The sequence below is a fragment of the Paenibacillus dendritiformis genome (assembly GCF_945605565.1).
GTDB classification, from domain to species: domain Bacteria; phylum Bacillota; class Bacilli; order Paenibacillales; family Paenibacillaceae; genus Paenibacillus_B; species Paenibacillus_B dendritiformis_A.
Genome location: NZ_OX216966.1, coordinates 3,160,039 through 3,175,051 on the forward strand (window position 1 = coordinate 3,160,039; position 15,013 = coordinate 3,175,051).

Genomic DNA, 15,013 nt, shown 5'->3' on the forward strand with positions numbered 1-15,013 from the left:
AGATGGATGTCCTGAAGGAAGTGGGGAACATCGGCGCCGGCAATGCCGCCACGGCGCTGTCCCGCTTGCTGAACCGCACCATCGATATGAAAGTGCCCCAAGTGCGCCTGATGCCGTTTGATTGTATCGCCGATGAGGTCGGCGGGCCGGAGCAGGTGGTTATCGCGATTTATTTCCGGGTTGAGGGCGATGCGCCCGGTCATCTTTTCTTCATGTTCGATCCGGAGGCGGCCAAGATGCTGCTCTCCTATCTGGCAGCGGTGCCGTTGGAGGAAGGGGAATGGTTCTCGGAGATGGAGATGTCGGCCTTGGCGGAAATCGGCAATATTTTGGCCGGTTCGTACTTGTCCTCGCTGGCAGACTTCACCCGCATGACGATGTCTCCGACGGTGCCGCAGCTGGCGATTGACATGGCGGGAGCGGTGTTGAATTACGGCATACTTCAATACGGGGAAATGGGAGACAGCGCGCTGCTCATCGACACGAAGTTTTTGGAAGGCTGCGACGAAGTGCAGGGCACCTTTTTCCTGATTCCCGATCCGGACTCTTTTTCTAAAATTTTCGCTGCCTTGGGAGTGCCTTTACATGATTGAAGAGTCCACGATTGTTAAAGTAGGTATGGCCGATTTGAATGTATGCCGATTCGGATCCATACGCACGACCGGGCTAGGTTCCTGTGTCGGATTTACGTTGTACGACCCCGTCGCCAAGATTGCGGGCATGGCTCATATTATGCTGCCTTCCTCGTCCATCGCGCGGGAAGGTACGGTCAATATCGCCAAATATGCCGATACGGCCGTGCCCGAACTGCTGCGGCGCATGGAAGCCCAAGGGGCCAGGCAGGGGAGGCTGCAGGCCAAAATGGCGGGCGGAGCCCAGATGTTCGCTTTTGCCTCCAACAATGAAATGATGCGAATTGGTCCGCGCAATGTGGAAATTTGCAAGCAGCTGCTGGATCAGCATGGCATTCCGTTGTTGGCGGAGGATACGGGCGGATCATACGGGCGAACGATTGAATTGCGCTGTGATGACGGCGTGCTCCACATTCGAAGCGTACAACAGGGAGTAAAGGAAATATGACGATGAGAGGAACTATTCGTTGGAATTTCATAGTCGGAATCGTCGGATTTGTCATCACTTTATTACTTTCTTGGAGCAGCAATTTGTGGACAACCAGTCTGATTCGCGCGGCGATCGCATTTGCCGCCTGGTTCGCGCTCGGCTTCGCGATCCGCTTCGCGGCGGGCATGCTGGGCGCGCCTGACGCCCAGGCGGCATCATCGGCCCCGAACGGAGAGGACAAAGGGAATCTGGTCGATATGACGACGCCGGATGAGAGCGATATGCTCCACGAGATGCTGCGCACGATGTCCAATGAGGAGAAGCCAACCGAGCGGGAAGACGATGACGGACAAGCATTTCAACCGTTAAACCCGCCCAAGCTCGTGACCAAAGAACCGCTGCCGGATGCGGGACAATTGGCACAAGCTGTTCGTCACCTGACACAAAAGTAAGGAGGCTGACTGTCGGTGAGCGTTCAGAAAATCAAACCGTGCTCTCATTATGAGCTTTGGGAACAGTGGAAGGATAATGGGGATGTCGAGGCGAAGAAACAACTTATCGAAATTCACTTGCCCATCGTCGAATTCGTAGCGAACAAGCTCGCCGCCGGGCTGCCTCGCAACGTCAGCAAGGACGATCTATCCAGCCACGGCGTCATGGGCCTGATCGACGCGATCGAGAAGTTCGACTACCAGCGCGGCCTCCAGTTCGAGACATACGCCTCCTGGCGCGTACGGGGAGCTATTCTGGACGGACTGCGGCAGGGAGATTGGGTGCCGCGTTCGGTGCGGGAGAAGGCGAAGAAAATCGAAGAAGCCTACCAGCAGCTTGAACAGCGGTATTTGCGGTCCGTATCGGACAGTGAAATGAGCGAGTATTTGAATGTGAGCGAGCAAGAATTCCAGGGGATGCTGCATGACGTGAACATTATGTCCGTCTGCTCATTGGAGGACCCGATCCGTGAGGACGAATCCGAGACGCGCCTGTCCTTATTGGTGGATGAAAAGGCGAAAAACCCGGAAAGCAAAGTGAATGAGCACTACTTAAAGGAATCGCTTATCTATGGAATCGAGAAGCTGACCGAGAAAGAGCGGATGGTCATCTCGCTCTTCTATTACGAGGATCTGTCCCTGAGCGAGATCGCCGAAGTGATGTCGCTGTCTCCTTCCCGTATCTCCCAACTTCATTCCAAAGCGATTTTGCGTCTCCGAACGGCATTGGAAAAACATAAGAGCATGCTGCTGGAAGCGTAAATGACAACTAGAGGGGCACGAAGGCAAACCGATAAAACCGAAAGGGGGATTTTTCGTGAGTACGGCAGTGGCTTTGGAAGATTATGTAGAAGTTACGATTTCTGAGGACAAGCTATACGGCTATATTCAATTTGCCAAATTCGAACCCACGTTTCAATGCACTGCGGAACAGCTGGAGACATTGCTGCATAGCAATAATGTACGCTTCGGCATTCAAACGCGGGTACTGCAGGAGATTGCTTCGAATCCGCAAGCCTTTGCGCGCGGCGCAACGATGATTGCTCATGGGAAGGCACCCGTAGACGGTGAAGACGGCTCAGTTCGTCTCCTGGTACGCACGGGCAAGCAAGAACACAAGCCGGTTGAGCAGGAAGACGGAACGGTTGATCTGAAGGAAGTCAAGCAGCTGGATAATGTAAGAAAAGGGCAGATGATCGCCCAGCGCATTCCTCCAACCGACGGCATCCCGGGCATCTCCGTAACGGGAGAGCCGATCAAGTCGAAGCGAGGGCGCGACGCGAGATTCAAAATTGGGAAGAACGTCGTCGTCGATCCGGAAGAAAAAGCGATGTATTCCGCGATTGACGGCCTCGTCTCGCTCACCGACCGGGACAAGCTGAACGTCTTTCCGGTCTATGAAGTGAACGGAGATGTCGACTACCGGACAGGGAACATCGACTTCATCGGAACGATCGTCATTCGGGGCAATGTCCTGACCGGCTTTCGCGTCAAAGCGTCGGGCGATGTCCGCGTATACGGCGGCGTAGAAGGGGCGCAGATCGAAGCCGACGGCTGCGTCGAGATCAGCGGAGGCATCATTGCGGGGAACAAAGGCTATGTCAAGGCGGGCACTCATGTAAAATGCACCTTCATCCAGGAAGCGAATGTGTATGCGGCGACTGACGTGATGGTAACGCAGAGCATTATGCATGCCACGATACGGGCAGGCAAGCAGGTCATTTGCCAAGGAACCAAAGGACTTATCGTCGGTGGTCTGATTCAAGCGGGAGAAAAGGTCATTGCCCGCACGATCGGCAACTCGATGTCCACTTCGACGACGATCGAGGTGGGCGTGCAGCCGGAGCTGCGGAACGAGCTGATGGAGCTCCGCCACACATTCAAAACAAGCCTGGAAAATTTAGAGAAAACGGAGAAAGCGCTTCGCATTTTGGATCAGATGGCGTCTGCAGGCCAGCTCTCGGGCGACAAATTGGCGATGCGGATTAAGCTGACTTCCACCAAGAAGCAGGCCGTGGAGCAGCAATCAGACATGCGGGAGCGCATGTTCGAGATTGAGAAGATGTTGGAAGAAACCGCTTCGGCTTCGGTCGATGTGTTCAATGTGATATATGGCGGGGCCAAAATTGTAATCGGCCGCAATACGCGGTATGTGAAGGATGCGGCGAAGAGGGTCTCCTTCCGGATGCATGACGGTGACATTACGATGTCTTCTTATTTATAAGGGGGTAGCTTGGGAGCGTGTAACGCGGCCGCTTCGTCATGCGTTTCGTCTCGTCTTGCTCGTGGCCGCTCATGGCTGGCGTGATGGTTGGCGGAAGACTAGCGTGAAGACTAGCGTGATGACTGGCGTGGTGACTAATGTGGTGACTAGGGCCAAAATCCTGTCGAGCGAGAAGCCAATCCTGCATTTGTACAGCAATTTACGCCGATGAAACGGAGTTTCGAAGAAATTGCTGCTATTTTACATCTTTTTTACTCAAATTCTCTAGTTTATAAGCGATACGGTGAGAATTCCTGCATTTTTGCAGGAATCCCGGCGCACTGTCCGTGCGTTCCCCAATAAACTGCAGTTTTGCAGGATTTTTGAGCGGCCGAGAGCGGCGTACGGCAACGTATAGCGGTGTAAACCAGAGGGCGCCCCAAGTCGGGGGCTTCGCAATCTCACTATAAGTGCTAGTTCGTGTTAAGTTGTGTTCCACGTCTATAGGAGAAGGCTGGGGTGATGAGATGAATGTGAAGCCGGTAGAGTTGCAGATCGCACTAACCCGAACGCCAGAAGCATCGGCAATTCATCAACAGCAGCAGCAGCGGCCTGTTACCGAACAGCTGCTTTTGAACGAGCAAGCGGAGAAGATGACGAAAAAGCGGCGTGAGCGCAACGAGCAGGTAGATACTGCGCAGGAGGCCCGGATCCGGGATGAAGGAAAGCGCGACCAATCCCGCGCGGACGGCTCCGGCCCCGAGCCGGAGCCGGTAGAGGAGGAGACGGCAGCTCCTTCAGCGGCTGTTCCTGCAGAGCACCCTTACAAAGGAAAGCATATTGATTTCACGTGCTGAATCGGTAACGCTGACCGCCTTGTCGCACAAGGTGCCCGCGTTGCCTTTTTTGCCGTGTTGGCGGCCATGCCGGGTGCGGGCGAAGGAAGAGAAGGAAGGCCTGCATCCGCATTGGGCCGTGAAGAATCTGAACTCAGCCGAAAAGGAGGTGCCCGCGATGGGGCCATGGATCTATGTAGCGCTGCTGGGGGCGGTCCTTGTCGTGCTTGGCCTGCTAAGGCCGAGAACAGGGAACGACAGCACCGAGCTCCGGCGCAATATGGAGGAGACGCTCGAGCATTATATGCGAGAGCTGGAAACGGATAATGAAAAAGTAATCAGCATGATCGAGCGGATGAAAAAAGAGGGGCAGATGACGGACGAGGCGCTGAGGAAGCGAATTGACCAGCTTGAGCAAAGATGGAGCCGAAGCGAGGAACGGCATGCGGCTCTGGAAGCGCGTGTGGCGGAGCAGCAGGCGGTCCGCTTGTGGAACGGACAGGCTCCCGCGCCGCAGATGGGGGAGGCTGCGCAGCCGGCCGCCCAGCGTTCCATGCCGGCGGAAGCATCTACCTTTCCTCCGGAGGCGGAGCCCGTCCCGGATGCGGAAGCCGAAGCACAAGCGGAATCCGAGGCGCCGGAGTCCCCTTCGATCCGCAGCCGGTACCCGGAGCTGTTCGCCCTGGCCGAAGAGCAGGTGCCAGCGGGCCAGATTGCCGAGCGGCTGTCCATGCCGATAGGCGAGGTTCAGCTTATTCTCCAGCTTGGGATACAGGAGGGCGGCCGTGTTTAAAGATCGTCGGTTTCTTATCGGACTTGGCGCAGGGATGATTATTGGCAGCCTGCTGCTTCAGCTGACGCTTATCGGCGAGCGCGCAGCCGAGCCGCTGTCAGAGCCGGAACTGCGCAGAGAGGCGGAACGGGCCGGTTATGAGCTGATTCCGCGCGGCGCCATGGCGAACGGAACGGCTGAAGGCGGAGGCGTCGCACAGCCGCACACGCCGGCAAGCAGCGGAACGCCCCGTCAGGAGAAGGGCGGAGAGAAGGAGGCGGCCGGCGGCAGCGATTCGGCGGCGAACCCGGCTTCGTCCGCCGCGAAGAAGCAGGATTCTCCCCCTGCGGAGGTGAAGCAGGAGGCGAAGATTAAGGTAGCCTACGGCAGCGGTTCCCGGGATATCGCCAAGCAGCTGGCCGACGCGGGAATTGTCGAGAGCGCGGAGTCGTTCGAACGCTATATTGCCAAGCAGAAGAAGCAAGGGAAGCTGCGGACGGGCACGTTCCTGTTCCCGGTTCCCTCCACGATGGAGGAAGCGCTGCGCATACTGACGAGCAAGCCGAACGGCTAGCTTGCCAAAAGTGGTTGCAACTCATGGGTCATTATGGTATATTAGTTGACGGTGTTAAGAACACACGTCGATCAATTTCTGCAAGGGTGCTCTGTCTCATCGGGCAGAGTCTTGGAGGAAGATGACATCGGCGGAGGACAAATAACCATATTGGGAGGTGCAGTGAAGATGGCAGTTATCTCCATGAAGCAGCTGTTGGAAGCTGGGGTACACTTCGGTCACCAGACTCGTCGTTGGAACCCGAAAATGGACAAATATATCTTCACCGAACGTAACGGCATTTACATTATTGACTTGCAAAAGACAGTGAAAAAAGTCGAGGAAGCTTACAATTTCGTAAAATCCCTCGCGGCTGAGAACGGGACAATCCTGTTCGTCGGCACGAAGAAGCAAGCTCAAGATTCCGTCAAGGAAGAAGCAGAGCGCTGCGGAATGTACTATATCAACCAACGCTGGTTGGGCGGTACGCTCACGAACTTCCAGACGATTCAGAAGCGTATCGATCGCCTGAAGCAGCTGGAAGCGATGGAGCAAGACGGCACATTCGAAGTGCTGCCTAAGAAAGAAGTTATCTTGCTCCGCAAAGAGCAAGAGCGTCTGGAGAAATTCCTGGGCGGTATCAAAAACATGAAGGGCTTGCCAAGCGCATTGTTCGTCATCGATCCTCGCAAAGAGCGCATCGCGGTGGCGGAAGCTCGCAAATTGGGCATCCCAATCGTAGGTATCGTTGACACGAACTGCGATCCGGATGAGATCGATTACGTTATCCCTGGTAACGACGATGCGATCCGCGCAGTCAAGCTGCTCACTTCGAAAATGGCCGACGCTATTGTCGAAGCGCATCAAGGCGAAGAAACATCCGCGTAATACAGCGTCTTACATTTGGATGAACAAATAAGGGTGGTTGGCAGGTGATTCACCTCTCACCGCCCTTTTTTTAAGCTGTACGATAGCTTGAATCCGCCCGGCACCATGCTGGGGCAATCTCATTGATGGAGGGAATTAGACATGGCAGTTAGTGCAGGTGCAGTTAAAGAATTGCGTGAAAAAACAGGCGCAGGTATGCTTGATTGCAAAAAAGCGTTGGAGGAAGCAAACGGCGACCTGGAAAAAGCGGCTGAATTGCTTCGCGAGAAGGGCTTGGCGGCAGCAGCGAAAAAAGCGGGCCGCGTAGCTACGGAAGGCGTCGTTGAATCCTACATCCACGCTGGCGGACGCATCGGCGTCTTGGTAGAGATCAACTGTGAGACGGACTTCGTCGCGAAGACGGACCAATTCAAGGAATTCGCACGTGATATCGCGATGCAAATCGCGGCGGCTTCGCCGAAATTCGTGCGTCGCGAAGAAGTGCCTCAAGAAGAGATCGAGAAAGAAAAAGAAATTTTGAAGGCGCAAGCGCTGAACGAAGGCAAGCCTGAAAAAATCATCGAAAAAATGGTCGAAGGCCGCATCAACAAATATTTCGAAGAGTTCTGCTTGCTCGAGCAATCCTTCATCAAGGACCCGGACAAGACAATCGAGACGCTGCTGAACGAAAAAATCGCAGCGATCGGCGAGAACATTTCGATCCGCCGCTTCGTTCGTTACGAGCTGGGCGAAGGCTTGGAGAAAAAAGAAGATAACTTTGTTGAAGAAGTAATGGCGCAAGCGAACTTGAAGTAATCCTGGGAACAGGACGCTTCCGTTCATAAGCTGCTAGCAATCAACAGACGCGCTGGAAAAGATGGAACACATAGTGTTCCTTCTTTTTTAGCACGTTGTCAAAAGTGGAGGGTAAACATTGAAAGAACCGGTTTTTAAACGCATCGTGCTAAAAGTAAGCGGGGAATCGCTGGCAGGTCAGGCAGGCTACGGGATCGAATCCGGCGTCATCAATTCCATTGCAGAACAGGTGAAGGAAGTTGTGGATCTTGGCGTTGAGGTTGCCATCGTATGCGGCGGGGGCAATATTTGGCGCGGCATCGCAGGCAGCGAAAAAGGGATTGACCGCGGCACGGCTGATTATATGGGGATGCTTGCCACGGTAATGAACGCACTTGCCTTGCAGGATGCGCTCGAGCAAATCGGCGTGCCGACACGCGTACAGACTTCGATTGCCATGCAGCAGATCGCTGAACCTTATATCCGGCGCCGGGCTATCCGCCACTTGGAGAAAGGGCGCGTCGTCATTTTTGCGGCAGGAACCGGGAATCCGTTCTTCTCGACGGATACGACAGCAGCTTTGCGTGCGGCAGAGATTGAAGCAGATGTCATCCTCATGGCTAAGAACAAGGTTGACGGCGTGTACTCTGCCGATCCGTTCAAAGACGAGACTGCGGAGAAATTCGAGCAATTGACTTACATGGAAGTGCTGAACCGCAATCTGGGCGTCATGGACTCGACCGCTTCTTCACTTTGCATGGATAACAACATTCCACTCATTGTGTTTGCGATGACTGAGAACGGCAACATCAAGCGAGTCGTGCTCGGTGAGAAGATTGGAACCATTGTAAAAGGGAGTGTAGACTAGTGCCACAATCGGTAAAGAAACACGCAGAAGAACGTATGGAAAAGGCAATTGCAGCTTTGAAACGCGATTTGGCTACGTTGCGTGCCGGACGTGCATCCGCAGCGCTGCTTGACCGCATTCAAGTCGAATATTACGGGGCGATGACGCCGGTCAATCAATTGGCGAATATCAGTACGCCGGATCCGCGCACGCTGGTAATCCAGCCTTGGGACAAGAGCTCGCTCGGAGAGATCGAGCGCGCGATCATGAAGTCGGATCTCGGCTTGACGCCGGTCAATGACGGCTCCATCATCCGCCTTGCCATTCCGGCATTGACTCAGGAGCGCCGTGCGGATCTTGTGAAGCAGACGAAGAAATTCGGCGAAGACGCGAAGGTCGCGATCCGCAACATCCGCCGCGACGCGAACGATGATATCAAGAAGCTGGAAAAAACCGATATTTCGGAAGATGAATCCCGCCGTCATCAGGAAGATATTCAGAAGACGACGGACAAATATATCGCGGAAGTCGATAAAGTATTGGCAGCAAAAGAAAAAGACATTATGGAAGTCTAATGAAGGCGCACCGCAATGTGCGACATCTTTATGCCCCTCCGCACGGTGGGGTTTATTGTCTTTTTCCGGTGCCGGTTCTTATCAACAGGTTGGAGGAGACCGAATGATTAAGCGATTCCAAGCGTGGATGCAGCGCAGGAAGGATAGACTGGGGCCTGAGCTGCTGCCGGACAATATCCCACAGCATGTGGCGATCATTATGGACGGCAACGGACGTTGGGCGAAGAACCGCGGATTGCCGCGTGTCGCAGGGCACCATACGGGGATGAAAGCGGTGAAGCGCGCCACCATCGCTGCCAATGACATCGGAATCAAAATACTGACCCTGTACGCTTTTTCCACAGAGAACTGGGTGCGCCCGAAAGATGAAGTGGACTTTCTGATGAAGCTTCCCCAAGAGTTTCTCGCCATTGAGCTCGATGAATTGGTGGAGAAGAACGTGCAAGTGCGCATGATGGGCTATCGGGACCGCCTTCCCAATCATACGCTTGCGGCGATGGAAGAAGCCGTGGAGAGAACGAAAAACAATACGGGACTCATACTCAATTTTGCGTTGAACTACGGCGGAAAGCGGGAATTGATCGAAGGCTTCCGCGAGATTGCCCGGGACGTCGCTGCGGGCTCAGTACGGCCGGATGATATTGACGAGGAGTTGATTCATCGTCATCTATTGTCCGGCAGCTTGCCGGATCCGGATCTGCTGATTCGCACCAGCGGGGAACTGCGGCTCAGTAATTTCATGCTGTGGCAGCTGGCTTACAGCGAGCTGTGGTTTACCGATTTGTACTGGCCCGAGTTCACGGAACGGGATTTGAAGGAAGCCGTGCTGGAGTATCAGCGCCGAACCCGGAGATATGGCGGATTACAATAAGTTGGAGGAACAGTCGTTATGAAACAGCGTATCGTTACGGGGCTTGCAGCCGGTATCGTATTCGGCGGACTGTGCGTCATGGGCGGCATGCCGTATGAGATGCTTCTTCTCGCATTGGCCCTGATTGGCTACTACGAGTTTGCCCGCATGCATCATTCCCGGCCCTTCGATCTCACATCCATCATCGGCTATGCTACGCTGCTTGCTGTGGCTGTGCCTTGGCAGCGCTGGTCCATCTCATGGCCGGTCTCGTTCGAGACGCTTCTATGGTTCAGCATGTTCATCCTGCTGTGCATGACCGTATTGACCAAAAACCGGGTGCCGATCGAGAACGCCGCCCAAATGTGGCTTGGGGCTTTCTATATCGGCATCGGATTCAAATATATGATGCTGACCCGCACTTCGATGGAGGAGGGCCTGTTCTGGACGCTGCTGCTCTTCGCGGCCATCTGGTCCTCCGATATCGGGGCTTATTTTACGGGACGAGCCCTAGGGAAGCATAAGCTGTGGCCCGCCATCAGTCCGAACAAGACAGTGGAAGGGGCTCTCGGCGGGATCGCGGCATCGATTATCGTATCGTTCTTGTTCATACTCGCCCGGCCGGATATTCTCGATTGGCGCACGGCGCTTGCGATCGGGGCTTCCGCCGCCGTCATCGGGCAGCTTGGCGATCTCATCCAGTCCGCCTACAAGCGGGTCCGCGGGGTGAAGGATTCCGGCACGATTCTGCCCGGACACGGCGGCATTCTGGATCGCTGCGACAGCTGGATCGTCGTATTCCCGTTCGTTCATCTGATCGGCTTGTTGACGTTATAGCAGGTGGACGGGAGTCCGGGCAACGAACGGGCGCTCACAAAATTTGATTGTAGATGAGGTGCAGGAATGAAACGGATTGCAGTGCTTGGATCGACGGGATCCATCGGTACACAGACGCTGGATGTTGTCCGCCATCATGCGGATGAGTTCACGGTTGAAGCCTTGGCGGCGGGGCGGAATGCGGATGCCATCGTTCAGCAGGCGAAGGAATTCCGGCCTCGTAAGGTATCCGTGCAAGACCGGGAGACGGCCGAGCGAATCCGCCATGATCTTCCCGCCGGAACGGAGCTCTATTACGGAGACCAGGGCCTGATTGAAGTGGCGGCTGCCTCTGAAGCCGATACCGTCATTACGGCGGTTGTCGGCAGCGTCGGGCTGGAGTCCACCTTGGCCGCGATCGCCGAAGGCAAGAACATCGGCTTGGCCAACAAGGAAACGCTGGTGTCCGCCGGACACCTGGTGACCGAGCTGGCTGCGGACAAGGGCGTGAGCATCCTGCCTGTGGACAGCGAGCATTCTGCCATCTTCCAATGCTTGAACGGAGAAGCGGCCGCGGATGTCCATTCGATTACGGTCACGGCCTCCGGAGGAAGCTTCCGCGATTATTCGCGGGATGAGCTGGAGAACGTGACGCTGGAGCAGGCGCTTAATCATCCGAACTGGTCGATGGGCGCGAAGCTGACCGTCGACTCGGCGACGATGGCCAACAAGGGCCTGGAGGTGATCGAGGCGCACTGGCTGTTCGGGATGCCGTATGACCGCATTCATGTCCTGATTCATCCGGAGAGCATCATCCATTCCTTCGTGGAATATGTGGACGGCAGCATCATCGCCCAGTTGGGCGTGCCCGACATGCGGGTTCCGATACAATACGCGCTGACGTATCCGAAGCGTCTGGACAGCCCTGCGGCCCGCCTTAATTTGGCGGAGATCGGCAAGCTTCATTTCCGGGAGATGGATTTCGAACGCTTTCCGATGATGCGTTGGGCCTATGATTGCGGACGAGCCGGCGGAACGGCGACAACCGTGTTCAACGCGGCGAACGAAGTGGCCGTGGCGCGCTTCCGGGTGGGCGAGATCAAGTTCCTCGACATTGAGCGCATCGTATACAAGATCATTTCCGGACATGAGCGCGTCCCGCATCCTTCGCTTGAGGAGATTAAGGAAGCGGATCGGCGGGCACGCGCGGAAGCACGGCAAATTTTACGGCCTTGACGGCATCCGGTGGATTCTCTTGTGCGGGATCGGAGAATAATGATAATCTATAAGAGGTTGTTCAAAACGTCCGTTCTTCGAGTTCGGTGCTGAAAACTGGTCTTTTTGAACATACGTAATAGGACAAGACCGCGACCCGAAACGTAAAGGAGGATGCATCGCGTGCAGATGGTACAGATTGTAATATTGACGATACTTGTCTTCTTCATCATCGTGACGATTCACGAGTGGGGACATTTTATCTTTGCAAAACGTGCGGGCATTCTCGTCAGAGAGTTCGCCATCGGGTTTGGTCCGAAAGTGTTCTCCCATACGCGCGGAGAGACCCGTTATACGCTCCGGCTGCTGCCGGTCGGCGGCTTCGTCCGGATGGCGGGGGAGGATCCGGATCTGGTGCAGATACAGCCCGGGCAGACGATTGCCGTCCGGCTGAAGGACAATCAAGTCACGAAGCTGTACTTGGATCAGCTGGATATGCGCAAGCAAGTCGTGCGCGGTGAAGTGAAGGAGATCGATCTGGAGCATGCGCTGAAGCTTACGATGGACGTGGAAGGGGAAGAAGTGACCTATCACGTTCATCCGCAAGCGAAAATGATCGTCAAAGGCGAGGATACGCAAATTGCGCCTTATAACCGCCAGTTCGGCAGCAAGACGGTCGGACAGCGCGCGCTCGCGATTTTCGCCGGGCCTTTCATGAACTTCGTGCTGGCGTTTATTCTGTTCGGAGCCTACATACAGATGGTCGGCATGCCGGTCGAGAACCCGTCTCATGTCAAGATTGGCGACGTGACTCCGAATATGCCTGCGGCGGAAGCGAATTTGCAGAAGGGCGACATTATTGAAAAGGTGAACGATTTCGCCGTCGGCGGCAACCGGAACAAGATGATCGAGATCATCGAGAAATCGGAAGGCAAGCCGGTGGACATGACGATTATCCGGGGAGATGAACGGTTCACCATCCAGCTGACGCCGGTGAAGGTGGAAGGCCAGGAAGGCGGCAAGGTCGGAATCGTGCCGGTATTCCCTACCCGCAGCGCTACGATCGGGGAGACGTTCAAATATGCGGGCATATCCATGGTCGATACGACAGAGCGTATCTTTGAAGGCTTCCGCATGCTTATTTTTGGCCAGTTCAGTCTGGATGATCTGGGCGGACCGGTGCGTACGTTCGAAGTGACGGGACAGTTCGCGAAGCAGGGGATTGGCCAGCTCACCTTATGGACCGCCATTCTTAGCCTGTATCTGGGCATATTCAACCTGCTGCCCATTCCGGCATTGGACGGAAGCCGTCTTGTCTTTCTCGGCATTGAAGGACTTCGCGGCAAGCCCGTCGATCCGAACCGGGAGAGCATGGTGCACTTCGTCGGCTTCGCTATGCTGATGCTGCTGATGCTGGCAGTGACCTACAACGATATATTGCGATTAGTAAAAGGTTGATTATCGGCACGATCATTGTTCGCAACATCATGGGCGATGGGGTTGTGTCTTCGGGAGGATTTTAACGGTTATGTCGAAACAGAAACAGTTCGTTACGGAAATTACGCCCCAGCAGGAGGATTTTTCCCGTTGGTATATTGACGTTATCAAAAAAGCGGAGCTGATGGACTACTCGCCGGTGCGCGGCTGCATCGTCTTCCGTCCGGACGGCTATGAAATATGGGAGCATATCAAGGACGAGCTGGATCGCCGTTTCAAGGAGACGGGGCACCGCAACGCCTACTTCCCGCTTTTCATTCCCGAGAGCTTTTTCCAGAAGGAAAAAGAGCATGTCGAAGGGTTCAACCCGGAGCTTCCGTGGGTAACGGAAGCAGGCGGCGAGCAGCTGGAAGAGAAGCTCGCGATCCGTCCGACATCCGAGACGATGATTGGGCATATGTATGCGAAATGGATCCAATCCTATCGGGATCTGCCGGTGCTCATTAACCAATGGGCGAACGTCGTCCGCTGGGAGAAAAGAACACTCCCGTTTTTGCGTACGAGCGAATTTCTGTGGCAGGAGGGCCATACTGCGCATGAGACCGAGGCGGAAGCACGGGAAGAGACGATGCGGATGCTTACGATCTACCGTGAATTCGTCGAGGATTACTTGGCGATCCCGGTAATCGAAGGCCAGAAGACGCCATCCGAGAAATTCGCCGGTGCGGTAGACACCTTCTCCATCGAAGCGATGATGAAGGACGGCCGCGCCGTTCAGGCCGGAACATCCCACTATTTGGGCACGAACTTCTCCGTCGCGTTCGATATTCAATTCCTGGGGCGGGAGAACGAGCTTGAATATGCGCATACGACATCGTGGGGCGTAAGCACCCGGCTTATCGGGTCACTCATTATGGTGCATGGGGACGATCGGGGACTTGTCCTGCCGCCGAAGGTCGCCCCGACCCAAGTTATTATGATCCCAATCGGTCCGGCGAAGCTGCGCGATCAAGTGGTCGGCCGCGCCGACGAGCTGTTCGCGGAATTGAAGCAGGCCGGGATCCGCGTCCGGATGGACGATCGCAGCGACATCAGCCCGGGCTGGAAGTTCAACGAGTATGAGATGCGCGGCGTTCCGGTCCGACTCGAGATCGGACCGCGGGATATGGAGAACGGCGTGTGTGTGCTCGTGTCGCGCGTATCCGGCGAGAAGCGGATCGTGGAGCAGAGCAAGCTGGCCGAAGAAGTGAAGCGAATGCTGGACGACGTCCATCAGGAGATGTATGAGCGTGCGCGCGAGTTCCGCGATGACCACTTCTATTCGGTCGACACGATCGACGAGATGAAGGGGCTGATGGAAGAGAAGCGCGGCTTCACGCTCGCCGGCTGGTGCGGGTCGGATGCATGCGAGAAGCATGTCAAGGACGAGACGGGCGCCACAAGCCGCAACATCCCGTTCGCGGCGCAGGAGAGCAAGAAGACCTGTCTCGTATGCGGAGAAGAGGCGAAGCATACCGTCGTCTTCGCCCGCGCGTATTAAGCAGCGATAGACCCGTTCGCCGCAACCCTCGTCATCCGATGGGGGCCTGGCGGACGGCCGTGCCCGGCCGAGCGGGCTGCGGGACGAATGACAAGGAAGCTTCCTCCGCGGGAACATCCAACGGAACACCGGACGATGGCTCGAGTGCAGGAAG

At 55.5% G+C, this 15,013-nt stretch carries 17 protein-coding genes; all 17 read left to right on the forward strand.

The features are described from left to right. Nucleotides 1–2 precede the first annotated feature (2 nt). Nucleotides 3–593: a chemotaxis protein CheC gene (locus NNL35_RS13775; RefSeq protein ID WP_111155448.1), complete on the forward strand. Its 591-nt coding sequence runs from the start codon at nt 3–5 to the stop codon at nt 591–593. Continuing rightward, entirely contained in the window at nt 586–1,080 is a 495-nt protein-coding gene (locus NNL35_RS13780) for a chemotaxis protein CheD (protein WP_254553468.1), read from the forward strand. The genes NNL35_RS13775 and NNL35_RS13780 overlap by 8 nt, the downstream gene beginning before the upstream one ends. 83 nt (nt 1,081–1,163) lie before the next feature. Next, on the forward strand, nt 1,164–1,514 hold the full coding sequence (locus NNL35_RS13785) for a hypothetical protein (protein WP_244918875.1): 351 nt from the start codon (nt 1,164–1,166) through the stop codon (nt 1,512–1,514). A gap of 15 nt (nt 1,515–1,529) precedes the next feature. Then, nucleotides 1,530–2,315: a FliA/WhiG family RNA polymerase sigma factor gene (locus NNL35_RS13790; protein WP_111155404.1), complete on the forward strand. Its 786-nt coding sequence runs from the start codon at nt 1,530–1,532 to the stop codon at nt 2,313–2,315. 55 nt (nt 2,316–2,370) lie between these two features. Next, nucleotides 2,371–3,777 carry a flagellar assembly protein A gene (locus NNL35_RS13795; RefSeq protein WP_254553469.1) on the forward strand — a complete coding sequence of 469 codons (1,407 nt, stop codon included), beginning with the start codon at nt 2,371–2,373 and terminating at the stop codon, nt 3,775–3,777. 506 nt (nt 3,778–4,283) lie between these two features. Continuing rightward, complete coding sequence (locus NNL35_RS13800; protein ID WP_254553470.1) at nt 4,284–4,613, forward strand: hypothetical protein; 330 nt, start codon at nt 4,284–4,286, stop codon at nt 4,611–4,613. Beyond that, the gene (locus tag NNL35_RS13805; RefSeq protein WP_254553471.1) at nt 4,597–5,385 is read left to right on the forward strand and encodes a spectrin repeat-containing protein; all 789 of its coding nucleotides are present in this window, start codon (nt 4,597–4,599) and stop codon (nt 5,383–5,385) included. Before NNL35_RS13800 ends, NNL35_RS13805 begins: the two co-directional genes overlap by 17 nt. Beyond that, on the forward strand, nt 5,378–5,938 hold the full coding sequence (locus tag NNL35_RS13810) for an MltG/YceG/YrrL family protein (protein WP_254553472.1): 561 nt from the start codon (nt 5,378–5,380) through the stop codon (nt 5,936–5,938). Before NNL35_RS13805 ends, NNL35_RS13810 begins: the two co-directional genes overlap by 8 nt. 168 nt (nt 5,939–6,106) lie before the next feature. Next, nucleotides 6,107–6,805, forward strand: a complete 699-nt coding sequence (gene rpsB / locus NNL35_RS13815; protein ID WP_133380665.1) for a 30S ribosomal protein S2 — start codon at nt 6,107–6,109, stop codon at nt 6,803–6,805. A 141-nt stretch (nt 6,806–6,946) separates the two neighbouring features. Further along, nucleotides 6,947–7,600, forward strand: a complete 654-nt coding sequence (tsf, locus tag NNL35_RS13820; protein ID WP_111155398.1) for a translation elongation factor Ts — start codon at nt 6,947–6,949, stop codon at nt 7,598–7,600. A 118-nt stretch (nt 7,601–7,718) separates the two neighbouring features. Beyond that, entirely contained in the window at nt 7,719–8,447 is a 729-nt protein-coding gene (gene pyrH, locus NNL35_RS13825; RefSeq protein ID WP_006286753.1) for a UMP kinase, read from the forward strand. Further along, entirely contained in the window at nt 8,447–9,001 is a 555-nt protein-coding gene (gene frr / locus NNL35_RS13830) for a ribosome recycling factor (protein ID WP_111155397.1), read from the forward strand. The genes pyrH and frr overlap by 1 nt, the downstream gene beginning before the upstream one ends. 103 nt (nt 9,002–9,104) lie before the next feature. Next, nucleotides 9,105–9,872, forward strand: coding sequence for an undecaprenyl pyrophosphate synthase (locus tag NNL35_RS13835; protein ID WP_276540132.1), 768 nt, complete (start codon nt 9,105–9,107; stop codon nt 9,870–9,872). An 18-nt stretch (nt 9,873–9,890) separates the two neighbouring features. After that, a complete protein-coding gene (locus tag NNL35_RS13840) occupies nt 9,891–10,688 on the forward strand; it encodes a phosphatidate cytidylyltransferase (protein ID WP_254553473.1) in 798 nt (265 codons plus the stop codon). A gap of 66 nt (nt 10,689–10,754) precedes the next feature. Beyond that, the gene (locus NNL35_RS13845) at nt 10,755–11,903 is read left to right on the forward strand and encodes a 1-deoxy-D-xylulose-5-phosphate reductoisomerase (protein ID WP_254553474.1); all 1,149 of its coding nucleotides are present in this window, start codon (nt 10,755–10,757) and stop codon (nt 11,901–11,903) included. Nucleotides 11,904–12,065: 162 nt separating this feature from the next. After that, nucleotides 12,066–13,340, forward strand: a complete 1,275-nt coding sequence (gene rseP / locus NNL35_RS13850) for an RIP metalloprotease RseP (protein ID WP_254553475.1) — start codon at nt 12,066–12,068, stop codon at nt 13,338–13,340. 70 nt (nt 13,341–13,410) lie between these two features. Further along, nucleotides 13,411–14,859 carry a proline--tRNA ligase gene (gene proS / locus NNL35_RS13855; RefSeq protein WP_254553476.1) on the forward strand — a complete coding sequence of 483 codons (1,449 nt, stop codon included), beginning with the start codon at nt 13,411–13,413 and terminating at the stop codon, nt 14,857–14,859. The last annotated feature ends 154 nt before the right edge of the window (nt 14,860–15,013 follow it).

What these genes read in the sequence shown, in the direction of transcription:
- proS (WP_254553476.1), top strand. Translation starts at nt 13,411, where the DNA reads ATGTCGAAACAGAAACAGTTCGTTACGGAAATTACGCCCCAGCAGGAG.
- NNL35_RS13845 (WP_254553474.1), top strand. Translation starts at nt 10,755, where the DNA reads ATGAAACGGATTGCAGTGCTTGGATCGACGGGATCCATCGGTACACAG.
- tsf (WP_111155398.1), top strand. Translation starts at nt 6,947, where the DNA reads ATGGCAGTTAGTGCAGGTGCAGTTAAAGAATTGCGTGAAAAAACAGGC.
- NNL35_RS13840 (WP_254553473.1), top strand. Translation starts at nt 9,891, where the DNA reads ATGAAACAGCGTATCGTTACGGGGCTTGCAGCCGGTATCGTATTCGGC.
- NNL35_RS13800 (WP_254553470.1), top strand. Translation starts at nt 4,284, where the DNA reads ATGAATGTGAAGCCGGTAGAGTTGCAGATCGCACTAACCCGAACGCCA.
- NNL35_RS13780 (WP_254553468.1), top strand. Translation starts at nt 586, where the DNA reads ATGATTGAAGAGTCCACGATTGTTAAAGTAGGTATGGCCGATTTGAAT.
- NNL35_RS13775 (WP_111155448.1), top strand. Translation starts at nt 3, where the DNA reads ATGGATGTCCTGAAGGAAGTGGGGAACATCGGCGCCGGCAATGCCGCC.
- NNL35_RS13835 (WP_276540132.1), top strand. Translation starts at nt 9,105, where the DNA reads ATGATTAAGCGATTCCAAGCGTGGATGCAGCGCAGGAAGGATAGACTG.
- rpsB (WP_133380665.1), top strand. Translation starts at nt 6,107, where the DNA reads ATGGCAGTTATCTCCATGAAGCAGCTGTTGGAAGCTGGGGTACACTTC.